General features: G+C 46.8%; 21 protein-coding genes, 1 rRNA gene and 1 other RNA gene (1 of these 23 only partly in view). 22 read left to right on the forward strand and 1 reads right to left on the reverse strand.

Annotated features, from left to right (window positions below; genetic code table 11):
- Window positions 1-130 precede the first annotated feature (130 nt).
- The 7 genes from BN1360_RS01160 to rpmE all read left to right on the forward strand — a co-directional run bounded on the left by BN1360_RS01160 (window position 131) and on the right by rpmE (window position 8,027).
- On the forward strand, window positions 131-1,732 hold the full coding sequence (locus BN1360_RS01160; protein ID WP_068778081.1) for a CTP synthase: 1,602 nt from the start codon (window positions 131-133) through the stop codon (window positions 1,730-1,732).
- 162 nt (window positions 1,733-1,894) lie between these two features.
- Window positions 1,895-2,272 carry a response regulator gene (locus BN1360_RS01165; protein WP_068778082.1) on the forward strand — a complete coding sequence of 126 codons (378 nt, stop codon included), beginning with the start codon at window positions 1,895-1,897 and terminating at the stop codon, window positions 2,270-2,272.
- Window positions 2,273-2,471: 199 nt separating this feature from the next.
- Complete coding sequence (fba, locus tag BN1360_RS01170; RefSeq protein WP_068778083.1) at window positions 2,472-3,326, forward strand: class II fructose-1,6-bisphosphate aldolase; 855 nt, start codon at window positions 2,472-2,474, stop codon at window positions 3,324-3,326.
- Window positions 3,327-3,536: 210 nt separating this feature from the next.
- A complete protein-coding gene (locus tag BN1360_RS01175) occupies window positions 3,537-4,790 on the forward strand; it encodes a UDP-N-acetylglucosamine 1-carboxyvinyltransferase (protein WP_068778084.1) in 1,254 nt (417 codons plus the stop codon).
- 128 nt (window positions 4,791-4,918) lie between these two features.
- Window positions 4,919-6,259, forward strand: a complete 1,341-nt coding sequence (rho, locus tag BN1360_RS01180; protein WP_068778085.1) for a transcription termination factor Rho — start codon at window positions 4,919-4,921, stop codon at window positions 6,257-6,259.
- 193 nt (window positions 6,260-6,452) lie between these two features.
- Window positions 6,453-7,721, forward strand: a complete 1,269-nt coding sequence (locus BN1360_RS01185) for a radical SAM family protein (protein ID WP_068778086.1) — start codon at window positions 6,453-6,455, stop codon at window positions 7,719-7,721.
- A 108-nt stretch (window positions 7,722-7,829) separates the two neighbouring features.
- On the forward strand, window positions 7,830-8,027 hold the full coding sequence (gene rpmE / locus BN1360_RS01190; RefSeq protein WP_068778087.1) for a 50S ribosomal protein L31: 198 nt from the start codon (window positions 7,830-7,832) through the stop codon (window positions 8,025-8,027).
- A 117-nt stretch (window positions 8,028-8,144) separates the two neighbouring features.
- Here the strand turns inward: rpmE and BN1360_RS01195 are convergent, their stop codons facing one another.
- Window positions 8,145-9,398 carry a stalk domain-containing protein gene (locus BN1360_RS01195; protein ID WP_068778103.1) on the reverse strand — a complete coding sequence of 418 codons (1,254 nt, stop codon included), beginning with the start codon at window positions 9,396-9,398 and terminating at the stop codon, window positions 8,145-8,147.
- A 209-nt stretch (window positions 9,399-9,607) separates the two neighbouring features.
- Here BN1360_RS01195 and fdrA point away from each other — a divergent pair, with 209 nt between their 5' ends.
- From fdrA to BN1360_RS01270, 15 genes are all read left to right on the forward strand, one after another.
- Window positions 9,608-11,359 (forward strand): acyl-CoA synthetase FdrA, encoded by a 1,752-nt coding sequence (gene fdrA, locus BN1360_RS01200; protein ID WP_068778088.1) that lies wholly within the window; start codon window positions 9,608-9,610, stop codon window positions 11,357-11,359.
- 24 nt (window positions 11,360-11,383) lie between these two features.
- Complete coding sequence (locus BN1360_RS01205) at window positions 11,384-12,643, forward strand: YlbE family protein (protein ID WP_068778089.1); 1,260 nt, start codon at window positions 11,384-11,386, stop codon at window positions 12,641-12,643.
- Window positions 12,643-13,545, forward strand: coding sequence for an oxamate carbamoyltransferase subunit AllH family protein (locus BN1360_RS01210; RefSeq protein ID WP_082789892.1), 903 nt, complete (start codon window positions 12,643-12,645; stop codon window positions 13,543-13,545). The genes BN1360_RS01205 and BN1360_RS01210 overlap by 1 nt, the downstream gene beginning before the upstream one ends.
- A 274-nt stretch (window positions 13,546-13,819) precedes the next feature.
- Window positions 13,820-14,788, forward strand: a complete 969-nt coding sequence (gene arcC / locus BN1360_RS01215; RefSeq protein ID WP_068778091.1) for a carbamate kinase — start codon at window positions 13,820-13,822, stop codon at window positions 14,786-14,788.
- Between the two features lie 13 nt (window positions 14,789-14,801).
- On the forward strand, window positions 14,802-16,169 hold the full coding sequence (locus BN1360_RS01220) for a citrate transporter (RefSeq protein WP_068778092.1): 1,368 nt from the start codon (window positions 14,802-14,804) through the stop codon (window positions 16,167-16,169).
- Window positions 16,170-16,226: 57 nt separating this feature from the next.
- Entirely contained in the window at window positions 16,227-17,450 is a 1,224-nt protein-coding gene (locus tag BN1360_RS01225; RefSeq protein ID WP_068778093.1) for an amidohydrolase family protein, read from the forward strand.
- A gap of 131 nt (window positions 17,451-17,581) precedes the next feature.
- Window positions 17,582-19,045, forward strand: a complete 1,464-nt coding sequence (locus BN1360_RS01230) for a sensor histidine kinase (RefSeq protein WP_068778094.1) — start codon at window positions 17,582-17,584, stop codon at window positions 19,043-19,045.
- A 9-nt stretch (window positions 19,046-19,054) separates the two neighbouring features.
- On the forward strand, window positions 19,055-19,819 hold the full coding sequence (locus BN1360_RS01235; RefSeq protein WP_069188262.1) for a response regulator transcription factor: 765 nt from the start codon (window positions 19,055-19,057) through the stop codon (window positions 19,817-19,819).
- 81 nt (window positions 19,820-19,900) lie between these two features.
- Window positions 19,901-20,168: signal recognition particle sRNA large type (ffs, locus tag BN1360_RS01240), an RNA gene on the forward strand.
- 190 nt (window positions 20,169-20,358) lie between these two features.
- Window positions 20,359-22,110: a DNA polymerase III subunit gamma/tau gene (gene dnaX, locus BN1360_RS01245; RefSeq protein WP_068778095.1), complete on the forward strand. Its 1,752-nt coding sequence runs from the start codon at window positions 20,359-20,361 to the stop codon at window positions 22,108-22,110.
- Window positions 22,111-22,174: 64 nt separating this feature from the next.
- Window positions 22,175-22,486, forward strand: a complete 312-nt coding sequence (locus BN1360_RS01250; RefSeq protein ID WP_068778096.1) for a YbaB/EbfC family nucleoid-associated protein — start codon at window positions 22,175-22,177, stop codon at window positions 22,484-22,486.
- A gap of 25 nt (window positions 22,487-22,511) precedes the next feature.
- On the forward strand, window positions 22,512-23,111 hold the full coding sequence (gene recR / locus BN1360_RS01255; RefSeq protein ID WP_068778097.1) for a recombination mediator RecR: 600 nt from the start codon (window positions 22,512-22,514) through the stop codon (window positions 23,109-23,111).
- Window positions 23,112-23,246: 135 nt separating this feature from the next.
- A complete protein-coding gene (locus tag BN1360_RS01260) occupies window positions 23,247-23,528 on the forward strand; it encodes a DUF2508 family protein (protein WP_068778098.1) in 282 nt (93 codons plus the stop codon).
- A 297-nt stretch (window positions 23,529-23,825) separates the two neighbouring features.
- Window positions 23,826-24,089: a pro-sigmaK processing inhibitor BofA family protein gene (locus BN1360_RS01265; protein WP_068778099.1), complete on the forward strand. Its 264-nt coding sequence runs from the start codon at window positions 23,826-23,828 to the stop codon at window positions 24,087-24,089.
- Between the two features lie 280 nt (window positions 24,090-24,369).
- Window positions 24,370-24,618 (forward strand): 16S ribosomal RNA (locus BN1360_RS01270); it runs 1,304 nt beyond the window's last position.

Consider the following 24,618-nt stretch of genomic DNA (forward strand, 5'->3'; position numbering starts at 1 on the left):
AAGGTTGTTCAAAGGTCATTTTCATCGTTATACGTACCTGGTCGCTGATTTCCAATCATCATGAATTCAGCCCGGACTTCTAATATGACTGACTTTTTGAACCCGTACAAATTTAGGAGGTTTTTGGACTGTGACAAAATATATTTTCGTGACAGGTGGGGTCGTTTCTTCATTAGGTAAAGGGATTACGGCTGCATCATTGGGAAGACTGCTCAAGAACAGAGGATTGAAAGTAACGATTCAGAAATTTGACCCTTATATCAACGTGGACCCGGGAACAATGAGCCCATATCAGCACGGTGAAGTATTCGTTACCGATGACGGCGCCGAGACCGACCTTGATCTGGGCCATTATGAACGGTTTATTGATATTAACCTGTCGAAGAACAGCAATGTTACGACCGGTAAAATCTATTCTTCTGTTATTGGTAAGGAACGCCGCGGCGAATATTTGGGCGGCACGGTACAGGTCATCCCACACATCACGAATGAGATCAAAGAACGGGTATTCCGCGCTGGACGTGAAGCGGGCTCGGACGTAGTTATTACCGAAATCGGGGGTACAGTAGGCGATATCGAGAGTCTGCCATTCCTGGAGGCGATTCGTCAGATTAAGAGTGAAATCGGCCGTGAGAATGTGATGTATATCCATGTTACGCTGATTCCTTATATCAAAGCTGCCGGTGAAGTGAAGACCAAGCCAACTCAGCATAGTGTAAAAGAATTGCGCAGCATCGGCATTCAGCCTAATGTGATCGTATGCCGTACTGAGCATGAGCTGTCCGAAGATATGAAGGCGAAGATCGCCCTGTTCTGCGATATTGATGCTAGCGCCGTGGTAGAATGCCGCGATGCAAATACTTTGTACGAAGTGCCTTTGAATTTGCGTGAGGAAGGCCTAGATGAGATTGTCGTTAATCATCTGAAGCTGACCACTCCTGCACCGGATATGAGCGAATGGGAGCATCTGGTTGACCGTATCAGCAAGCTGGAGAAGAAGGTAGAGATCGCGATTGTAGGGAAATATGTTGCTCTGCATGATGCTTATTTGAGCGTTGTAGAATCCCTCTCCCATGCCGGATTTGATGCGAATGCTGATGTATCGATTCGTTGGGTCAATGCTGAGGAAGTCACTGAAGACAATGTTGAGCAAATGCTGAAAGGCATAGGCGGGATTCTCGTACCGGGCGGCTTCGGCGATCGGGGAATCGAAGGCAAGATTACGACGATCCGTTATGCGCGTGAGAACAACATTCCGTTCTTTGGAATTTGCTTGGGCATGCAGGTTGCTGTTATCGAATATGCACGTGCACTTGCCGGCCTTGAAGGAGCTAACAGTTCTGAGATCAATCCATCTACTGAATTCCCTGTAATCGATCTGCTTCCGGAGCAGAAGGATATTGAAGATCTGGGCGGCACGATGCGTCTTGGTCTGTATCCTTGTAAGCTGCAAGAGGGTTCTTTGGCTATGCTATGCTATAATGATGAACTGGTCTATGAAAGACACCGTCATCGTTATGAATTCAATAATACTTACCGCGAGGCTATTGAAGCAGCCGGCCTGAAAATTTCCGGTTCTTCGCCAGACGGCAGATTGGTCGAGATCGTGGAGCTTCCGAGCCACCCTTGGTTCCTGGCTGTACAATTCCATCCGGAATTCACGTCCCGTCCGAATCGTCCACAGCCATTGTTCCGCGAGTTCGTGAAGGCGGCAATCACTCATATATCCTAAATTGAACGTTTAGCTTAGGCAGTACGAACCATACGATCTATCCCAAATATTCGCCTCAAATGATTTTTATAGTATCTTTTTTCCATTTTAGAAGGGATATACAAATTTGAAGCGAATATAGTCATTCAGTATGAAATGGGTGGATCGTAGGAGGTCTGTTTTGTGGATGAGAAGAAGGTATTGATTGTTGATGATCAGAATGGTATCCGCATCTTACTGATGGAAGTATTCAGCAGTGAGGGATACATGACGTTTCAAGCACCGAATGGCAAAATTGCCTTGGAGATTGTACGTGCGGAGTCGCCGGATCTAGTTCTGCTTGATATGAAGATTCCGGGAATGGACGGACTTGAGATTCTGAAGCATATCAAGGAAGTGAATCCCGAGATCAAAGTGATCATGATGACGGCTTATGGCGAGCTGGACATGATTAAGGAAGCGACCGAGCTCGGAGCACTGATGCACTTCACCAAACCTTTCGACATCGATGAGATTCGCACAGCGGTAAATATGCACTTAAAGGGCGGGGCCGTCCTTTAAGAGTCAGAAGGAACCTCGGCAAGCAATCGGCGGGGTTCCTTCTTCCATTTAGCTGATTTCACCATTATTTACATGATATTTTGTGTATTTTGTATACAAAAGCATGAATAGTATTTTTGCCTCGATGTGGTATAATAAAACATGTGTGAATGTCGGCTAGAAATCTAGATAATCCAACATCCTTAGGAGGATTGAAACCATGCCATTAGTATCCATGACTGACATGTTGAACAAAGCGCTTGAGGGGAAATACGCCGTAGGTCAATTTAACATTAACAACCTCGAGTGGACTCAAGGAATTCTTGCTGCTGCTGAAGAAGAGAAATCCCCAGTAATTCTGGGCGTATCCGAAGGCGCAGCGCGTCACATGAGCGGCTTCTATACCGTTGTTAAGATGGTAGAAGGTCTTATTCATGACATGAAAATTACGGTTCCAGTTGCGATCCATCTGGACCATGGTTCCAGCTTCGAAAAATGTAAAGAAGCCATCGATGCTGGCTTTACTTCCGTGATGATCGACGGTTCCCATCATCCAATCGATGAGAACATCGAAATGACGAAGAAAGTAGTAGAATATGCTCACGCTAAAGGCGTCTCCGTTGAAGCTGAAGTAGGAACAGTAGGCGGACAAGAAGACGACGTGATCGGTGGCATCCAATATGCTGACCTTCAAGAGTGCGTGCGCATCGTTAACGAATCAGGTATCGATACTCTTGCTCCTGCGCTTGGTTCTGTTCATGGACCTTATCATGGTGAGCCTAACCTTGGATTCAAGGAAATGGAAGAAATTCGTGATGCAGTGAAGCTTCCGCTCGTTCTTCATGGCGGCACAGGCATCCCTACACACGACATTCAAAAGGCCATCTCCCTGGGTACTTCGAAGATCAACGTAAATACGGAGAACCAAATCTCCTTCACGAAGAAGGTTCGCGAAGTTTTGGCAGCAAAACCAAACGAATATGATCCTCGTAAATATATCGTTCCAGGCCGTGACGAGATCAAAGCTACCGTTGTTGGCAAGATCCGTGAATTCGGTTCTAGCAACAAAGCGTAACTAACGGTTAAGTTAGTCTGGCTTGATGCTGTGATGATAGATAACCTTTGTTAACAAATAGGACAGCCTTTGACAAGAAGGCTGTCCGGTTATATATATGGAAACGATGAGTACACCGCGCTTGCCGGTGTCTTTCCATTTCCATTACTTTATTATGTGGGGCGCTCATGTCGTCCCGCCTGCAAAATACGTGGGGGGACCCTTAAACTTATGGAGAAATTAATGATTAGCGGCGGACGCCCGTTGCGCGGTACGGTTTCGATCAGCGGTGCCAAGAACAGTGCGATTGCCCTGATTCCGGCTGCGTTGTTGGCGGAGTCCGAAGTCGTGTTGGACAACTTGCCGCATTTGAGTGATGTTGCGGTCTATTCAGAAATTTTGGAGGAGCTGGGGGCCCGCGTATCGTGGGAAGGCAATTATATGAAGATTGACCCTTCCAATGTAGTATCTATCCCAATGCCTAACGGGCCTGTGAAGAAGCTGCGCGCTTCCTATTATTTAATGGGGGCTCTGCTAGGCCGGTTTAATGAAGCAACGATCGGTTTGCCAGGGGGCTGCAATTTCGAGCCTCGTCCAATTGACCAGCATATCAAAGGATTCGAAGCGCTCGGCGCTACTGTAACGAATGAACACGGTTCCATACATTTATATGCCAAAGAGCTGCGGGGAGCCAAGATTTACTTGGATGTCAGCAGCGTAGGCGCAACTATTAATATTATGCTGGCGGCCACACGGGCCAAAGGCTCCACAATTATTGAAAATGCGGCTAAAGAGCCTGAAATTATAGATGTAGCTACATTATTGAACTCCATGGGTGCGAGTATTAAGGGAGCCGGCACGGAGACGATTCGGATTGAAGGCGTGTCCAAGCTGAAAGGTTGCCGGCATTCTATCATTCCTGACCGTATTCAAGCAGGTACCTATATGATCGCCGCGGCAGCGACTCGTGGTGATGTAGTGATAGATGGCGTTATTCCTAAGCACCTTGAGGCACTTACTGCTAAATTGCTAGAAATGGGCGTAACTGTGGAGGAATTGGATGAATCCATTCGCGTCATCGGTTCCGATAAATATGAGCATGTTGACGTCAAAGCGCTCGTATACCCCGGATTCCCGACAGATTTGCAGTCGCCTATGACTAGTCTGCTTACGCAGGCCGAAGGGGTTAATGTATTGAGTGATTTCGTATACAGCAACCGTTTCAAGCATGTTCCGGAGCTGGTACGAATGGGAGCCAAAATCCGTGTAGAGGGCCGATCGGCTGTCATCGAAGGCGGGGCGCTCAATGCAGCTAAGGTGAAGGCATCCGATTTGCGCGCTGGCGCTGCCCTGGTCATTGCCGGATTAACGGTGAAAGAAGGAATTACCGAAGTATCTGGAGTAGAATATATTGACCGCGGATATGATAATTTGGTTACGAATCTCAGGTCCTTGGGGGCCGATGTATGGCGGCAGGTGGAATAACATCCCTGCTGCCCGCATAAGTTGCCTGAGAACAGGAGATAATATAGTATGGTGTCAACAAAATATGCTCTCATAGATTTCAAAATTATATGATAGTAAATGATTAAAATTGAATAGGTGGTTTTTACATGGATCTTCAAATTGCCGACTTGGAAGGGATGAAGCTGACGGAGCTGTACAAGCTGGCCAAACAGTATCAGATTCCATATTACGGCCAATTAAAAAAGAAAGAACTGATTTTTGCGATTCTAAGAGCTCAGGCAGAGCAGAGCGGACTTATGTTTATGGAAGGCGTTCTAGAGATCTTGCCGGAGGGCTACGGCTTCCTCAGGCCGATCAACTATTTACCTAGCACGGAGGACATTTACATCTCCGCCTCGCAGATTCGCAAGTTTGACCTTAGAACCGGCGATCTGGTCTCAGGTAAATGCAGAGCGCCGAAGGAGAATGAACGCTACTTTGGACTTCTGCAAGTAAATGCCGTAAATGGAGAGAACCCTAATATTGCTGCAGAACGTTTGCATTTCCCGGCACTTACTCCACTTTACCCACAAGAAAAAGTCGTACTAGAAACATCCCCAACACATTTATCCACGCGAATTATGGATTTGCTAGCTCCCGTTGGACTAGGACAGCGCGGTCTGATCGTCGCGCCGCCTAAAGCGGGAAAGACGCTGCTGCTTAAAGAAATTGCCCACAGCATATCCACTAATTATCCAGAGGTTGAGCTATTCGTATTGTTGATTGATGAACGTCCTGAAGAAGTAACGGACATGCAACGCTCCGTGAAGGGGGAAGTTATCGCTTCAACTTTTGATGAGCTGCCGGAGAATCATATCAAAGTAGCTGAGCTTGTATTGCAGCGTGCTTTACGTTTGGTGGAGCACAAGAAGGATGTTGTTATTTTATTGGACAGTATCACCCGTCTGGCACGGGCATATAATCTGGTTGTACCACCATCAGGTCGAACTTTAAGCGGGGGGATTGACCCGGCGGCTTTCCATCGTCCTAAGCGATTCTTCGGCTCAGCCCGGAATGTGGAGGAAGGCGGAAGCTTGACGATTCTGGCGACTGCGCTGGTGGACACCGGTTCTCGTATGGACGATATTATTTATGAGGAATTTAAGGGTACTGGCAATATGGAGCTGCATCTTGATCGTAAATTGGCGGAGAGAAGAATTTTCCCGGCTATCGATATCCGTCGTTCCGGTACACGGCGTGAAGAAGTTCTGCTGAATAAAGAAGAGCTGGATACCATCTGGGCGATCCGTAAAAGCATGAATGATTCCTATGATTTTGTCGAAGGTTTCTTGAAGAAGCTGCGCGATTCTAAGACGAATCAAGAGTTTCTCGCTTCATTTGATACATCGGCATCGGGAAATAACACTTCGTCTGGTGGAACCAGCGCACGCCGTTCTGTACGCAACGGGACGCAAGCCTCTGGTTCAGGGTCCAATTCCGGGTCTTAATAAACGCGGTTGCGTGATGCCCTAATCCTTGATAAATAATCAACAGGTCTGAACCAAAGTTTATGTTTATGATATGTTTTTTTATGGCGCTTTAGTTGAATAAAGCTGAGAAGCGGAGCTATATATTATCATTAAAAACAGCCTCGTAAGCATTGAACTTCCCCAAGAGAGATATTCTGAAGAGGAGAACAACATGTATTTAGTATATGCTGATGCGCAAGGACAGGTTTACGATCACCCGTCATTGTATGGCTTGGCCCGCAGTGCTGATATGATCGTAGAGATCATGGAGGATGAGTTGATTCCACTGCCGGAAGGGGCTACACTAGTAGGTCTTCCTTGTACTCGTCCGATCGGAATGGACCCGGATACGGGTGAGATGCTTCCGCTCCAGGGAGATGTTCAAGCCGTGGGGGCGTTGCTTCCCCAGGGATATACAAGGCTATGTCTTCCCGGTTATGTGAAGACAGACAAAGAATACAAGCTGCCGCTATTTGGCTATTCGGCTGTAGTGTGGAATGATGGGCAGTTTTATGTAACGGCTCGGCGATCAGATGATCCTGAGAAATGGAATCCACTGAATTGTGATCCGCTGGAGTTAAAACAGAATGTGAAGGCGCTGCAAGCGAAGTATCCGGATAATCGTCTCTACGAGCATCTCTCAAATTGCGCTTTAGGATATGAGTGTTTGACTGCTTCCAATACTTTTCTGAATCGTTGGGAGGGGGCAGTTCCTGTCTCTTATTCTTGCAATGCTGGCTGCTTTGGCTGCATTTCGGAGCAACCGGATGATAGCGGATTTGTCTCCCCGCAGACGCGAATGAATTTCCGTCCGCGTGTGGATGAATTGGTAGAAATTATGCTAGAACATTTAAAGACGCCGGAATCGATTATTAGCTTTGGACAGGGCTGCGAAGGAGAACCATCCACACAGGCTAAGCTGATTATTGAAGCCATCCGTGAAGTGCGGCGCCAGACCGATATGGGCTATATTAATATTAATACGAACGCAGGGTTGTCCGACCATATTCATGGTATTGTTGATGCTGGATTGGACCTGATGCGAGTCAGTACCATTAGCGCTCTGGACGATCATTACAATGCATACTATAAGCCGCGGGGCTACACACTAGCCAATGTAGAGAAATCGCTGAAATATGCAGCCAGTCAAGGGGTCTATACTTCCATCAACTATTTGATTTTCCCCGGGGTAACTGACCGGGAGGAAGAGATTGAGGCGATGGTTGAACTTGCCCGCCGTACGGATTTGAAGCTGATTCAACTGCGGAATTTAAACATTGATCCGGAGAGTTATCTGGAGCTTATCCCTAAGGCACAAGGCGATATCCTTGGTATGAAGCAGGCCATCGAGATATTCCAGGCGGAGCTGCCCGATGTGGTCATCGGATCTTATACGCATGTACCCCCTGCTGAACTAACAAGGGCAAAGGTAAGATGGTAATTCACATTTATTGTGATTGCATAGTGAACAGCAGCATGCTATAATTTTTTTTGTTGCCATTATAACTCTGTACACGCATGAGGTGCAGGGCGGAAAGAGGTGAAAGTCATGAACGAAGCAATTCAACCCAAATACCACGTGACTACGGTAACTTGCGCTTGCGGCAATACCTTTGAAACTGGTTCCGTAAAACAAGATCTGCGCGTTGAAATTTGCTCCAACTGCCATCCATTCTTCACAGGTAAGCAAAAATTTGTGGATGCTGGTGGTCGTGTGGATAAATTCAAAAAGAAATACGGCTTGTAAGAGTAAAGCTGCTTAGCAGCGAATTGCATAAATGCAAATCCCCTGTCCATAATATAGGACAGGGGATTTTTCTTTAACAAAGAAATGAAATAAGTGCCCGAATAGATGATGTATTTCCTACGATTTAAATTCAACTGTGTTATAAATGGAGTTCCACTCATTCTTATTAACAATACCGAGCCGCCAAATGGCGATGCCCTTCAGATCATAACGTTTGGCAAGTCCAATCAAAGTGTTGACGGAGTTCTCATCCTCATTATCCATATTCAGTCCAAGGATCAGTTTGGATTTATCGGTCTCTTTCAGAGCCAACGTAACCGCCTCGTTCACTTTATCAACCGGCTCTGGTTTCTTGGAGCTGCCGCCTTCATAATTGTACGCCATAATAACCAGTTCATCCGCCAATTGACCCAGTGTCTTATAATCATATCCCTTATAGGAAGAATTGAGTGGATGGAGGGCCAGCGATAACTTCAAGTTAGCCGCTTTTGTTGCTGTGGCAAGCTGCTTGACGAAGGCGTTGAAGGAGGAGCGGGTTAATTCTTTGTCTGTGGTTAGTCCTAAACCCTCAAAATCAAGCATGATTCCTTGGAAATTGTAATCGGCAGCCGCTTGAACCATATCTGCTATCGCTTGTTCTCTGTAGGTCTGATCCTCAATGATCTTTGTTAACTCCCCTTTGACATCACTCGAGTAGACCATCAGATAAGGAATTGTATCTGCCTGGGCTGCATCGTTAATCAGAACTTCAGGGGTGATATCACCGGCTGCCGAAGGGATTTGAAATACATTTCCTTTCGTAGTAAACTTCCCGTTCTCATCGATTCTGCTCCATCCATAAGATATAGCGCTAAAGTCAGGAACTGTATTTATATCGGAGAAGGAAGAGATTGCATAGAAGCCAAGCGTATACATCTTCTTTGGTGGTGAAATGATTGAGACGGTACGGCTGGCTTGATTCCAGCCTACTTTGGCGCCAAATTGTTGGCTGAAGAAGCTAAGCGGAATCAATGTAGTGCCGTTTTGCGATATAGGGGCTACAGCCAGTTTGACGGAAGAGTTGTTCACGATGGCTTCCTGATTGTTCAGTGTAAGTACAACCTGAACTGAATTATCTCCCGCCCCTTTTATTGCTGTAATGGTTTTTTGTGCCTGATTCCAGGTCACCTCGATACCCAACGCTTCGGAGATCGAGCGGAAAGGCACCATAGTGGTTCCCTTCACGACTAAAGGTTCTCCAGAGAAAGACAATGGATAGCCGTCAAGCAGAATTTGAACCGATGATGCCGCCTCTGCTCTGGTTGGATAAGCACCTGACAGGGTAGCAGCGAATAAGGATACTCCCAATATTAGCGTCCCAAGTTTTTTCATTTTCAAAATTAAAATTCCTCCCTATAACCAGTTCATTCAAAACTATACTCTATAAATATATCAATATTTTCCTGTTATTAATAGTTTCAGAGAAATGACAGCGGTTTATCTATTTTTAATGTCCTGCTCTTAGAATTTATGCGATTGTTATGGCCCTACAGGTACAATGAGTTTGTAATTGCCAACTACATGAATTAGGAGGGATTGGCTTGCTGCACATTATCATTAAGCCAAACTTATATCAAGACTCCGTAAGTCTGATGCTTATGTCCAATAAGTTGTCTGGTATTGAAGGTGTTAATCAAGTTTCTGTTATGATGGGAACCCCGGCTAACATTGATATTATGAAAAATACGGGGATGTACGCGCCTGAGCTCGACAAGGCCGCACCTAGTGATCTATGCATCGCCATCGATGCTGAAAATGGAGAGATTGTCAGCACCGTTCTTGAAGAAGTAGAACAATTTTTGAAGAATCAAGCGACTGCGTCTGCTAGCAATAAAGTAGAAAAAGTTAGAACATGGGATCGTGCTGTGAAGGCGATGCCGGATGCTAATCTGGCCGTCATTTCGATTCCGGGTAAATATGCTGCTGAGGAAGCGATGAGCGCGCTGGAGAACGGGCTCCATGTCTTCATGTTCAGCGACAACGTAGCGATTGAAGATGAGAAGCGTGTCAAGGATTCTGCCAAGGAAAAGGGCCTGATCGTAATGGGACCGGATTGTGGTACCGCTGTTATAGGCGGAGTACCGATCGCCTTCTCCAACGTTGTAAATAAAGGGAATATCGGTGTTGTTGGTGCTTCTGGTACAGGAATTCAAGAAGTAATTACGCTGATTGACAAGATGGGTGCAGGTATCAGCCATGCGCTTGGAACTGGTGGCCGCGACTTGTCTGAGGAGATTGAAGCGACTACTATGCTGGATGGAATCCGTGCTCTCGCTAACAATGCGGATACAGAAGTAGTGGTTGTTATTTCTAAGCCACCGGCACCGAAAGTACGCGAACAAGTTGTAGCGTTGTTGGCGAATATCGGTAAGCCAGCTGTAGCGATCTTTATGGGCGAGAAGCCTGAATCGTATTTGCCAACCATTAAATTTGCTCATACGCTTGAAGAAGCGGCGATTATGGCGGTTGAATTGGCAAAAGGCTCCAAGCTGGAAGTAGCGCCTGAAGCTGCATTGCCTGCTGATCTTGGACTGGCAGCAGGTCAGACAAAAATCCGTGGTCTGTATACGGGCGGTACGCTTGCTTATGAAGCCGCTACGATCATGAAGGAATCCCTTCATGCAGCCAAGGACAATAAACATGATGAAGGCTATTTGCTGCAATATGATGGTCATGAAGTCATTGACCTTGGTGATGATATGTATACGCAAGGCCGTCCTCACCCTATGATCGATGGAACTACTCGCTTCCAATTCATTGAGAAGGCTGCGAAGCAATCCGATGTTGCGGTTATTCTATTTGATCTCGTGCTGGGTTATGGCTCGCATGAAGATATGGCTACTCCTTTGTCCAAAGTGGTGAAAAGAGCCGTTGCGGAAGCGGCCAACGAAGGCCGTAAGCTGTATTTTGTGGGCTCTATTTGCGGAACGAAAAACGATCCTCAGGGATATGATGCGCAATTGAAGCTGATGCAAGAAGCTGGCGCAATTATTACTGATAGCAACTTCAGTGCTGTACGTACAGCTCTTCGCATTATTGGCCATGAAGTTCAAGTGGGCTCCAGAGAGCTTCCGGTTCAAGAGGCAAATCTGCCTAACGTAACTGTTGCTGCACCGTCCGAAGAATTGAAGCAACTGCTCGAATCCAAACCTCGTGTTATCAATATTGGTCTGAGCAGCTTTGCGGACAATCTGGAGACAGAAGGCAGCCGCGTGGTCCAGTTCGATTGGAGACCTGTAGCTGGCGGCAACGAAAAGCTGAGAAAGATTTTAAGCATCCTCAATAAAATGTAAAAAATATAACATGGGGTGATGAGAATGTATTCAACCATTGATGAGGCTAATCAAGCGGTTATTGAGAAAATAAAAAATTCACAACCATTCCTACTGGACGTTGTTCCGGCGAAATCGGTCATTCCGGAACTGAACGGGAAAGTCCTGCTTCATGCAGGACCGCCAATGAAATGGGAGAATATGACGGATCCGATGAAGGGATCATGTGTGGGCGCGGTCTTGTTCGAAGGCTGGGCTGCTGATGAGACCGGGGCACGTAAAATGCTGGAGGGTGGAGAGGTTCAATTCATTCCTTGCCATCACGTCTCTGCTGTAGGGCCGATGGGTGGAATCACGTCTGCTAATATGCCGGTGTTGGTTGTTGAAAACAAAGAGCATGGCAACCGTGCTTACTGCACGATGAACGAAGGTATCGGTAAAGTGCTTCGTTTCGGCGCTTATAGCGAAGAAGTCATCAACCGTTTGAACTGGATGAGAGACGTACTTGCCCCAACGTTGTCCAAGGTTCTGAAACTGATGGATGGCGGATTAAACGTGAATGTTATTATCGGTAAGGCAATTACGATGGGGGATGAATTCCACCAACGCAATATTGCCGCATCGCTTGTTTTCCTTAAAGAGGTCGCCCCTTACCTGACGATCGTTGATTTGGACGAGAAGACAAAACATGATGTTATGAAGTTCCTTGCCGATACCGATCAGTTCTTCCTGAATATTATGATGGCTTCGGCAAAAGCGGCTATGGATGCTTCCCGTACCATTGAATACGGCACGATCGTGACCGCGATGACTCGTAATGGTCATGAGTTCGGAATCCGCGTGGCAGGACTTGGTGACCAATGGTTCACAGCGCCTGTTAATACACCGGAAGGTCTGTTCTTTACTGGCTATACTCAAGATGATGCGAACCCGGATATGGGTGACTCCGCAATCACTGAGACATTTGGGGTTGGCGCCATGGCGATGGTAGCAGCTCCTGGGGTAACCCGTTTTGTAGGTGCAGGCGGATTTGATGACGCGCTGGCCATCAGCAATGAGATGAGCGAAATTTGTATTGCTTACAACTCTAACTATGCAATTCCTACATGGAACTTCCAAGGTACTTGTCTGGGCATCGACATCCGCAAAGTCGTAGAGACGGGAATTACACCGATTATCAATACCGGTATTGCGCATAAACAAGCAGGCGTAGGTCAGGTTGGCGCAGGTACAGTTCGCGTTCCGTTCGGTTGTTTCGAGAAGGCTTTGATGGCTTATGCGGAGAAAATGGGAATTGAAGTTTAATGCTCTATCCAGCTACGTTCATATCTAGAGGGCGGTATAGCGCATCGGTGTTTTTCCTGAGCCAGATAAGGAGCTTTGGAGTTGTTCAGAGCATATTTACCAATGGGCTTAATATAGCCTTCGGTAAATATCTTGTCTTTGTAGGAACGGAATATGGAAATGGAGTACCATTTGGCATTCACATCGAGTCGTATTTATACGATCGTCTGCTTGCCGAGACATTTATCGGCGAGGAGGTTGTGTGGAACCGCGAGCAGCAGCAGCTCACATTTACGAACTGCAATGTTCACATTCACATCTCATTGATGGATTCCTTCGATTGTTCTTTGAAGCTGCGGGCACAACCGGACCTTTGGTTATCCGAATGGGCTCCGAAGATGCGTGATTTAGCCACAAGCATGAATAAAGAGCTGGGACTGGGTTTAACCTTAAATGATGCGTTGGCACTGCTTGAGACCCGGGAGGCCAATTCGGAGATGGAGCACCGTTTATTGGATTTATCACAGGCCATCAAAAAACCGGGTCATGAGATAAACCTCGACTTGATCAAATATTTTATCGGTCGGGGGCAAGGGTTGACGCCAAGCGGCGATGACTTCCTCGTGGGGATTATGGCCATCGAGCGAATACTCGGCAAAGCAGACTCCGGGGTATCCTGGGCGATAAGTCGAATTATGGGCAAGCTGCCCAGCTTAACGACACAGGTTAGTGTCAACTATTATTACAGCGCATGCGAGGGCTACTTCAGCACAGTAATACTAGATATACTTGCCGCGCTGCTGAATGAACCGGATTACGATTTCGAAGAATGTGCAACAGCTTTGCTGGATGTAGGCAGCAGTTCTGGGATGGATACGTATTTCGGACTCTTATTTGCCATCATGTCATGTGGATTGTTATAGATTTGTAATGCACTTCATGGGCGGGTTACAGGGAAAATTGTTCAGCTGCAACTTGGGAATTCTCATAACTCGCCCTATATATCGTTGCTGTGCCCTTCATTGACACTAAGGGAAAACGGCCGTTTTATAACTGCCTTTGTTATGTTTATTTTATTTTTTTGAAGCTGAATTGCCGATTATTTTAATGAACTTTTGATTAGATTTAAGGGATTACCCTACGTATGATTAAGGTATAGATAGCTATCTTATTTAGTTTCAATATGGAGAGGTTATTATGAGTAAAATGCTTATTGCAATTGGTGGAAACGCCATCATCCAAGAGGGTCAAAAAGGCACGATTGCCGAACAGAAAGTGAATATCTTAACAAGTTGCCAACCCATTGTTGATATGATCGCACAAGGGCATCAAGTTGTTGTCACCCATGGCAATGGGCCGCAAGTAGGTAATTCACTAGTTAAGGCGAAATTGTCCGCTGATGTTATTCCAATGTTTCCTCTCGATGTATATGGGGCTGAATCGCAAGGGAATTTAGGTTATTTAATTCAGCAAACGATTACAAACATGCTGGCTAGCCGTGGATTGGACAAGAAGGCTGTATCATTGGTAACGCAGGTGCAAGTGGATGCGAACGATCCGGCATTCAATAATCCAACCAAGCCAATCGGTCCTTTCTATACGAAGGAAAGTTTGGATAAGGCTTTCGCCGAAGGGGGGGCTTTCCCTTACGTGGAAGACAGCGGCCGCGGTTACAGGCATGTTGTTCCATCACCGATTCCTTCCAAGATTGTTGAGAAGGAAGCCATTGACGCGCTGCTGTCCAAGGACTTGACAGTCATTACTGTGGGCGGGGGAGGAATCCCTGTCGTAGAGGAGAACGGACAGCTTAAAGGTGTGGAAGCGGTTGTGGACAAGGACTTTGCCAGCGCTTTACTCGCTGCAGAGATCGGAGCTGATTATTTGTTCATTCTGACAGGTGTTGCTCAAGTGGCAATTAACTTCGGCAAGCCGAACCAGAAGAACCTGGATCGTATTACGCTGGATGAGGCTATTGCTTACCTGAATGAGGGGCAGTTCCCGAAAGGAAGCATGGGGCCTAAGATCGAAGCGGCGATTCTCTTCTTGAAGAATGGGGGCAGAAATGTCATCATTACTTCAATTGATAAATTGCAAGATGCACTGGAAGGCAAATCAGGTACTTGGTTAGTTCCAAATGCAGATTCAATGAATCACAAACTCGCATAGAAAGGTGCATACCATGAAGACGAAAAAATATCTTTTAACGTCAATGTTTACTTTGGCCATGTTCTTGCTCATGCTACCTATGCAAGCCTTCGCGGCAGATTCCATTGGTGCTGATGTACCGACTCCTACCGGATGGTACGCGCTATTAACGATTCTGCCCCTGATTGTCATTCTGGTCCTGCTGTTCATGAAAGTGGATATGATTGCAGCTGGTCTGGTCGGCGGCGTGATGGCTATGATCATCGGCGGCATATCTTTGACTGAGGCCAACCAGGCCTTCCTGGACTCGATTCCGGGTATGCTCTCGATTACCGTACCGATTATTAACTCGGCGGTAGCGATGGCTGTATTTAAATCAGGTGGATACACCTCAGCCTTGACCCTGGTTCGTAGAGGGATTAAGGGACGCGTTGAAATTTTCGCAGCATTTATCGTTTTGCTGCAAGCTGCAGCAGCTTATATGTCAGGCATCGGCGGCGGAAGCGCGATGGTTATCGCACCATTGGCGATGGCGGCATTGGGCGCTATTCCAGAAGTTATTGCAGCGATGTCTATCGTATCTGCAGTCAGCTTTACAACATCTCCTGCATCGCTGGAGTCGGGGATCGTCTCGAAGTTGTCCGGCATTCCAGTAGCCGACTATGTAGCTGAAATGCGTCTGTTCACTTTGGGCTTTGTTATTCTTGGTATCGCTATTGCATTCTGGGGAGCTAAACGCAGAAAGGCGCTCTTCGTAGGTGAAGAGAGCAGCGAGTTTGCTGGAATGAACAACAAACAGCTGTTTAAAATGACAATCCCGGCAATCTTCTTGCTCGGATCGGTTATTCTCGGACCTATCATTAATAAAGCAATTAGCTATAGCTTGTTTACACCGCTCGTGTACACCATGTTGACCGTGTTCTTGATTTTCCTTTGCACGAAATTCACACTTAACAAATCGCTGGAAGCGATGGTTGATGGTTCAACTTATATTTTGACACGTCTGTTCAGCGTAGGTATTTTCCTGGCCTTCATTAATATGATCGGTCAGACCGGCGCATTTGCAGCGATCTCGAACGTAGCAAGTCAGGCTCCTACAGCTATCGTTGTTCCTGTAGCCGTACTGGCAGGTATATTGGTTGGTATTCCAGCCGGAGCATACGTGGGTTCCATTCTGACCCTGGTACTGCCAATTGCCGTAACTCTCGGATTCTCGCCTGTTGCCTTTGGTTTTGTAGCGATGGGTGTAGGTCTTGGAAGTCAGCTCAGCTTCGTTAATATTACGATGCAAGCTCTTTCGTCCGGGTTCCAGATTCCAATTTTGCAAGTCGTTAAAGGTAATGCGAAGTGGGTTGGACTCTCGATGGCCATCCTGTTGGTACTTTCGTTGATCTTCGGATAAGTCACAGTCGTTCGGATTTACGCAAATCATTAATTATTCAACCGGGAGGAACAAACAATGGATATCTTGATTAAGAAGGCAAGAATTGCTGAGGGCGCGGAGCTTCGTGATATTGCAATCGACAATGGGAAAATTGTTGGCATAGAAGCGAATATCGAAGCGGAAGCAGGCCGTGTTATCGAAGCGAACGGTAAGGTGTTAATCCCAGGCCTAGTAGAGAGCCATCTTCATTTGGATAAAGCGCTCATTGCAGACCGTCTGCCGAACAAATCAGGTACATTGCAGGAGGCCATTCGGGTTACAGGCCAATTGAAGCCTACGTTTACGAAGCAGGATATTCGCGATCGTGCCACCAGAACATTGGACATGCTCATTAAGAACGGTACGACTCATTTGCGGACTCATTCTGAATTCGATCCATCCCAGGGCTTCACAGGACTTGAAGTAATTCTTGAGCTCCGTGAAGAGTATAAGAACCTGATCGACATTCAAGTTGTTGCCTTCCCTCAAGAGGGAATCTTCAAAGCCCCAGGCACGGATAAAATGATGTACGAGGCTATGGAGATGGGCTGCGATATCGTTGGTGGAGTTCCATACAATGACATCTCAGCTAAAGAGCATATCGACTTTGTGTTCGAGCTTGCTAAGAAATACAATAAGCCAATCGACCTTCATCAGGACTTCAAGGATGATGCAGAAGGCACCACGATTGACTATGTTGCTGAGAAGACTATTGCTGAAGGCTTCGTAGGCAGAGTATCGGTAGGTCACTTGACCAGCATCGCCGCTATGCCTCGTGAGCAATTGCTGCCAATTATCGAGAAGATGAATGAAGCAAAAATCAGCGTAATGAGCCTTCCATGCACAGACTTGCATCTTGGAGCGCGTAATGATGCTTATAACGTTCGCCGTACAGTTACTCCTATCCGCGCACTTCGCGACGGCGGTGTAAACATGTGTATTGCGACGAATAATATTCGCAACGCATTCACACCATATGGTAACGGCGACTTGATGCTGACAGCTATGATTGCGATTCCTGTAGGCCATTTAGGCGGTGCAGATGACTTGCATACGGTTCTGCCAATGATCACTACGAATCCGGCGAAGGCTCTCGACTTGAAGGGCTATGGAATCGCTGTGGGCAATAATGCAGACCTCGTATTGCTCGACTCTGAATCAGTTACAAATGCGATCATTGATGTACCGACGAGATTGTTCGTTATCAAGAGCGGTAAAGTAACAGTTGAGACGGTACGCACTGTTAAAGTCAACGCATAGTTTATCGAAACGGATATTATAGGATTACTCCATATTCTTCGCTGAGAATATGGAGTTTTTCCATTTCTGTTGCTCTTCACATCATTTCTAATTAGAATGATTACAACAGTCTTAAGAATGGAGACCCACGAATGACTCAAAAGAAGACGGCGAGCGAAGAATTTGATACGGATGATCGATTTAATCCCAATGCGCAGATAGTTGGCAAGGAGTTCTTCTTGAAAGAATGCCTGAAGGAACTGCAGAACTTAACAAGTTATCAAGTAAGCTGCTGGTTCCCGAATTATTCGATTACCGCTAGCGGTGCTGTTCATCAAGGGGAGGAGTGGGAGGATTTCCTTCATGAACGAATCCCAAACCGGAACCCGGTTGTTCATTCGATTCAAATTCATGAGGTCGAGAACGGAAAGATTGTATTTGATGACGAAGGCAGCGAGGAAGCGAAGAATGAACCGCCGGAGCGCTTAATCACTCTTGCCAACCTGTTTAGCTCCTTATATCAAGCGAAGTTGAATTCGGATCTATACAGAGACTGGCTGTACAAGTTGGACAATTTGCTGAAAAGTATGTCTGATGGGATTGTTTTGTTGAACTTGCAAAGGAATGTAATTCATCAAAACGATGCTTTCGTTCAATTCATTAAGACCTATAATGACGGTAAAATGATAATTAATGAGAACCAGCTCATTAAGATGTTCATACAGATTAACGAGCTCGAGTCGGTTGATATTGAGGAGTTTGCAGCCCAGAATGAAGCTTCGATCCGAATCAAGGCGCAGCTTCCCGGCAAAATCCGTTACTTTGAAATTAAGAAATTCGCGGTGTATGAGAATAGTGAGCCCTTGGGCAATGTGTATAGCATCCGGGATATTACGAAGGAATATGAGGTTGACCAGATCAAGAGCAACCTGATCTCGATCGCCAGTCATGAATTCAAGACCCCACTGACCAATATCAGGGGAAGCGTGGAGACTCTCTTGAGAGGGGCAGCCAATAAATGGGACGAGTCCTTCTCTCATGATCTGCTGTTAGGAATCCATGAGGATGTGCTTCATTTACAGGAGCTGATTGACGTCTGGATGGACGTGAAGAAAATTGAAACCGGCACTTTGCTATTGCATCAGGATTTCTTCCCGCTGTTCCAACTGATCAAGGGAACATTAAATCAGCTGCCTGAGAAGGTAGTGAGCCAAGGCGAGATCGTGTTCAATTATGATACGATGTCCAACTTCCCGTTATTATACGGAGATGAAGCTCGTGTGAGGCAGGTTCTGATCAATCTGATTATTAATGGGCTTACTTATAATGATGCGAAGGAAAAGAAGATTGTCGTCAATATTTATCATGATGATCAATTTATTTATATAGAAGTAACAGATAATGGGATCGGTATCTCAGAGAAATATCAGAAGAAAATATTCGAGCGATTCTATAGAGCTGATATTTCAGCGGCACGAAAAAGCGGAGGGTCCGGCCTGGGTCTGTCGATCAGTGAGGGCTTGATCCGCGAGCATGGCGGCGAGATATATGTGAAGAGCCAATTAAATGAAGGAAGCACCTTTACCGTTAAACTGCCGATTATTCATGTTCCATAGGAGGTAAAGATGAAGAATAACTATAAAATAGCAATCGTGGACGATGAACCAAAGATCGTGCGATTCATTAAAGCGAATTTGCTGTCTTTTAACTATCAAGTCTGCACATTCTCCAACGGCGAGCAGTTTCTGGAGCAATTCGACTTGCATGAGCCTGACCTGGTTTTACTTGATGTGATGATGCCTGATATGGATGGCTTCACGGTTTTGAAGCAGCTCCGCAAATTTAGCAAGGTCCCGGTAATCTTCCTGACGGCGCGTAGCGCATCCGACGATATGCTTCAAGCCTTCGATTTGGAGGCGGATGACTATTTGACGAAGCCCTTCTCCTTGGATGAGCTGTTCGCCAGAGTGAAGGCTGTGCTGCGCAGAACAAAGGTGAATTATGAGCTCGGACGGGAGGAAAGCCGGATTACTACCTTTAACCTCGAGATCAACATCGCTCAGAAGCGCGTATATGTCAAAGGGAATGAAGTGAAGCTGACCAATATTGAATATTTGATTCTGGAGCTTCTAGGGATGCACATGGACAAGATTATTAGTCATGAGCAGATATTGACGACGGTATGGGGACCGGACTATAGCAACGAAATCGAGTACCTGAGAGTAGCGGTAGCCCGGGTTCGCAAGAAGCTGAAGCAAGCGGGCTGTGATCACTATCAGGAAGTGATTAAGACCTACTCCGGCATAGGCTATTCATTGATATCCAGCAAGGGGGATTATGAATCGGAGAACAAGCCAGCCAGCGAAGAGAACCCACCATTAGAAGACTAGATTTGTTGCCGCAATTGGTTGGGCAGCCAAGTTTTTCTCCCAGGTTGCAATTTGGATAGGCATGAGATATACTTAATCTCACCGTGCTAGATGGGGAGGTAGCGGTGCCCTGTAACTCGCAATCCGCTATAGCGAGGTTGAATTCCTGTTAGAGGTCTTGTCGATGTGAGGTCCGGTCTTTATGACAGACGTTGACGGATGGGTCCTCCGCAATGAGTAACTGTGAACCTGGTCAGGTCCGGAAGGAAGCAGCCATAAGCAGTCCCGCTCATGTGCCGGAGGAGTGCCTGTCCCGAGTTGAGCCATAAGGGTGCCGCTTGGATCGCAACGATCGATAACAGGTGCACGGCTACATAGTTGGATAAGAACACATCTTTGTCTTGGGACAGAGATGTTTTTTTATGGGGATGGGGCTACTCTGGTAGTTACTTCTTCTTTGCTAACTGATGGGTAACAATAGAAGTTTTTCTGTTCACCTGAGTATAGTATAATAAGAAGGCGGCGACTGAGCCGCCTAGGGATAGAAAGAAGGTGCCGCAATGGAGCATATTGCGTTGTACCGTGCTTGGCGGCCGCAGTCGTTTCAAGACATGGTAGGACAACAGCATATTATCCGTACACTGCAGAATGCGATTCGTGAGCAGCGCTTATCGCATGCGTATTTATTTAGCGGACCGCGCGGGACGGGGAAGACGACTACTGCCAAGGTCTTGGCCAAAGCAGTTAACTGCGAGAAGGGTCCTGCTGCAGAGCCTTGCAATGAGTGTGAAGCATGCCGGAGGATTACCGCAGGCGCTGTGATGGATGTGCTTGAAATTGACGCCGCTTCCAACCGGGGGGTCGAGGAAATCCGCGATCTTCGTGAGAAGGTGAAGTACGCCCCTACGGAAGTGCGGCAAAAGGTTTATATTATCGATGAAGTTCATATGTTAACAACCGAAGCTTTCAATGCGCTCCTCAAGACGCTTGAGGAGCCTCCTCCACATGTGATGTTCATTCTGGCTACAACTGAGCCGCACCGGCTTCCGGCGACGGTAATCTCACGCTGTCAGCGCTTTGACTTCCGTCGTGTCTCCTTGGAAGAGCAAGCCGGTCGTCTGAAGATGATATGCGAGCAAGAAGGGATCACCGCCGAAGATGATGCTATTCAGTATATTTGCAGGCTGTCCGACGGGGGGATGCGGGATGCCCTCAGCATTCTCGATCAGATCGCCTCATTTACGAATGGACATGTCTCTTATGAGCAAGTGATGAGTTTGACCGGGGGGATTCCGTCCAAGCAGTTCGCACAGCTGGCTCAGACCCTTATTGAAGGCGATGTCGGCGGCATGATGCAGATTATTGAACAGCTCATGCAGGAGGGCAAAAGCGCCGATAAGTGCATGGAGAACTTGATGTATTATTTCCGCGATCTGCTAATGATCAAGACCGTCCCTCAGGCGGACAAGCTGACCGAGCGTGTGCTTGACCCAGAGGATTACAGGGAGATGTCGCATGCTTTCTCACGGTCGCAATTGTTCCGGATTATTGAGACGTTGAATCACTATCAGACGGAGATGAAGTATTCCCAGCAGCCGCAGATGCTGTTTGAGGTTGCTTTATTGAAGCTCTGCAGCATTCCGCAGCAGGAATCCGCGCCGGGAGATGGGGCGGGAAGCGCTGCTCACGCGGCTGAAGCCTCGGAGATTAAGCAGCTCAAGCAGCAGCTGGCCGAGCTGGAGAAGAAGCTCGAGAAGGCGCTGCAGGGGGGGCTCGCTGCAGCTGGCGGGGGTGGAGCGCAGGCTTCTGGCCAAGCAAGCTCAGCCCGTTCATCCAGAGCTGCATCGCCACGTGTCTCCTCGGCAGCCAAAATACCATCCGGTATGGATCGGTACATCGCCGAGAAAGCTGGCTCGGATACCGCTATGGTTCAGAGCAAATGGCACCAGGTGCTGCAGGCTGTTAAGGATGAAAAGGTGACAATTCACGCCTGGTTCATGAACGGGGAGCCTGTCTCTGTACTGGAGGATGCTATTCTGGTTGCATTCAAGAATGAGATTCACCGCGAGACAACAGAGAAGCCGGCCCATAGAGGTGTTATCGAGCAGGTGCTCGAACGCCAATTCGGTAAGCCATACCGTCTGGTGACTATGATGCTGAAGGACTGGACTGAAGCGATTCAGAGCGGAGCAGCTGCTCCGGCCCAGCCTCTTGAGCTTCAACATGAGGAAGAGCAAGGCGGGAGCAAGGAGCCTTGGGTTGATGAAGCTCTGGAGATGTTCGGCGAGGATCTCGTCGTGATTAAAGAGTAACTTTTTGGTATGATTACAACACATAAAGAAATCACTTATTTGAATTGAAGGAGATGTGGCTTACGTGAATAATATGAACCAAATGATGAAGCAAGTGAAGAAAATGCAAGAGCAAATGCTGAAGGCACAAGAGGAACTTGCCACTAAAACAGTGGATGGCAGTGCAGGCGGCGGTGTTGTAACTGTAGAAGTAAATGGACATAAGAAGGTATTGTCCGTCAACATCAAGCCAGAAGCGGTTGATCCGGATGATGTGGAAATGCTGCAGGATCTTATCCTCACTGCGATAAATGATGCTCTTGGCAAAGCCGAAGAACTTGCTAACCAAGATATGGGTAAATTTACAGGCGGAATGAAAATTCCAGGTCTATTTTAATCCAGGTTGAAGGAGAACACTCCCATTGTATTATCCCGAACCGATCGCGAAGCTGATCGACGCTTTTACACATTTGCCAGGCATCGGCCCGAAGACCGCCGCCAGACTGGCTTTTCATGTGCTGCGCATGGAGGAAGATGACGTCATAGATTTTGCCAAAGCCCTCGTCAGCGTGAAGAGAAATCTTCATTACTGTTCCGTCTGCTGCAATATTACGGATACGGACCCGTGTCGGATCTGTCAGGATAAGACTCGCGATCCTTCTGTAATCTGTGTGGTTCAGGAATCCAAGGATCTGGTAGCGATGGAGAGGACGAAGGAATTTGACGGCTACTATCATGTGCTTCAAGGGGCGATATCCCCAATGGAAGGTCTTGGCCCGGATGATATCCGTCTGAAAGAACTGCTAACTCGTCTAAGTGATGAACGGGTCAAGGAGCTGATCCTTGCTACTAATCCGAATATTGAAGGTGAGGCCACAGCTATGTATATTTCGCGGCTGGTGAAGCCTTTCGATATTCGAGTAACGCGGATAGCCCATGGATTGCCGGTCGGCGGTGACCTTGAGTACGCGGATGAGGTAACTCTGTCCAAGGCGCTTGAGGGCCGGAGAGAACTCAGTTGATTTATACCTTTAATGGAGAACCTTAATCCAGAAGAACAACCTCTTCTTATGGATTAAGGTTCTTTGTTTTCTGGTTCTAAGTTTGTCCCTCACCCGATACACATGAAATAAACCGGAATGAAGGGGGGAACGGCGATGAACCAGAAGAAGGCCGAGAGCAAGGAGCTATTGCCCGAAACGTTGGAGCCGGGTCAGGAGGAAGAGGTTAAGAGGATGCTCTACCAGGAGGTCAATAAAGCTCGTAAGGAGTGGGAGTGGGCTTATATGGTATTCCAGGAGGCAGTGGGTCAGGATAACATTGATGTCGCCATTTATACGCTTGAAGCCGCAGAGAGAAGGTATCAAATTGAGCTAAAGAAGGCCAAGCAGGCGAATGTAAGATGGAATGCCTTCCAATATAGTTCCTATTTTGAATAAAGTGAGTGTCCCAAAAGATCGGTTCTTAGCAACGAAGGCCATGCTCCCCATTGTGTTATCTCAAAACGCTTAAGCTTGGATTAAGCTAGGAATTTAGGACAGAGTGTACGTGGTTTGTACGTAAGCACCTGAGATGTTCTATCGGAAATAAGACTTCATACGCATCCGCTATAGGCCGTGTGCATTCAAAATTTGATGGCAAATCAGCTCTCAGTGTGTTGCTTCGTGATTAAAAGTGGTTTTTTAAATAACCTTTTAAGGGAATTAAGGAAATTAAGGAAAGGATGGGACAAGACGGTGAGAATTATTCTAATAGGTGTATTAGCGGTTTCTTTGCTTTTGCTGCTGTATGTGGTCTTTTCACGTAAGTTAGGTCTAGCCTGGTTAACCCGGATAGGACTGCATATTGTCCTGGCCGCGTTAGGGATCTATATCATCAATTTTTCCGGATTATTGACCGAGGCATACATCCCTCTGAACCCGATTACAATTAGTACGGCGCTTGTGCTCGGATTGCCAGGGGTGGCCCTTCTGCTAGGGTTAAAATTAACTATGATTTGACTGTTGACGGGCAATCTGTTTCTGTGGTACATTATTAATCGCTTCTCTAAGAGGTCAAGCTGTTCTGATAACTTCAGAAAATAAAGTTAAAAAAACTTCTTGACATAAACGAGGCGAACATGATATATTATAAAGGTCGCTGCTGAGAACGAAAGCGACGCTAAAAACGAAGTTGATCTTTGAAAACTGAACAACGAGTGAGCGGGTTTCACGTCAAGTGAAATCTAAGAAATAAGTCAGATTCAAAATGAGCTAATCGCTCTTTTCAATGAGTAACACTTTATTGGAGAGTTTGATCCTGGCTCAGGACGAACGCTGGCGGCGTGCCTAATACATGCAAGTCGAGCGGACTTGATGGAGAGCTTGCTCTCCAGAGAGTTAGCGGCGGACGGGTGAGTAACACGTAGGTAACCTGCCTGTAAGACTGGGATAACTAGCGGAAACGTTAGCTAATACCGGATAATTTATTTTCTCGCATGGGGAAGTAATGAAAGACGGAGCAATCTGTCACTTGCAGATGGACCTGCGG

Source organism: Paenibacillus sp. GM2 (assembly GCF_900069005.2).
GTDB lineage: Bacteria > Bacillota > Bacilli > Paenibacillales > Paenibacillaceae > Fontibacillus.

Coding starts and splice junctions, on each gene's coding strand:
- fba (WP_068778083.1), top strand. CDS start 2,472: ATGCCATTAGTATCCATGACTGACATGTTGAACAAAGCGCTTGAGGGG.
- BN1360_RS01175 (WP_068778084.1), top strand. CDS start 3,537: ATGGAGAAATTAATGATTAGCGGCGGACGCCCGTTGCGCGGTACGGTT.
- rho (WP_068778085.1), top strand. CDS start 4,919: ATGGATCTTCAAATTGCCGACTTGGAAGGGATGAAGCTGACGGAGCTG.
- BN1360_RS01185 (WP_068778086.1), top strand. CDS start 6,453: ATGTATTTAGTATATGCTGATGCGCAAGGACAGGTTTACGATCACCCG.
- rpmE (WP_068778087.1), top strand. CDS start 7,830: ATGAACGAAGCAATTCAACCCAAATACCACGTGACTACGGTAACTTGC.
- BN1360_RS01195 (WP_068778103.1), bottom strand. CDS start 9,398: ATGAAAAAACTTGGGACGCTAATATTGGGAGTATCCTTATTCGCTGCT.
- BN1360_RS01205 (WP_068778089.1), top strand. CDS start 11,384: ATGTATTCAACCATTGATGAGGCTAATCAAGCGGTTATTGAGAAAATA.
- BN1360_RS01210 (WP_082789892.1), top strand. CDS start 12,643: ATGCTCTATCCAGCTACGTTCATATCTAGAGGGCGGTATAGCGCATCG.
- arcC (WP_068778091.1), top strand. CDS start 13,820: ATGAGTAAAATGCTTATTGCAATTGGTGGAAACGCCATCATCCAAGAG.
- BN1360_RS01220 (WP_068778092.1), top strand. CDS start 14,802: ATGAAGACGAAAAAATATCTTTTAACGTCAATGTTTACTTTGGCCATG.
- BN1360_RS01225 (WP_068778093.1), top strand. CDS start 16,227: ATGGATATCTTGATTAAGAAGGCAAGAATTGCTGAGGGCGCGGAGCTT.
- BN1360_RS01230 (WP_068778094.1), top strand. CDS start 17,582: ATGACTCAAAAGAAGACGGCGAGCGAAGAATTTGATACGGATGATCGA.
- BN1360_RS01235 (WP_069188262.1), top strand. CDS start 19,055: ATGAAGAATAACTATAAAATAGCAATCGTGGACGATGAACCAAAGATC.
- dnaX (WP_068778095.1), top strand. CDS start 20,359: ATGGAGCATATTGCGTTGTACCGTGCTTGGCGGCCGCAGTCGTTTCAA.
- BN1360_RS01260 (WP_068778098.1), top strand. CDS start 23,247: ATGAACCAGAAGAAGGCCGAGAGCAAGGAGCTATTGCCCGAAACGTTG.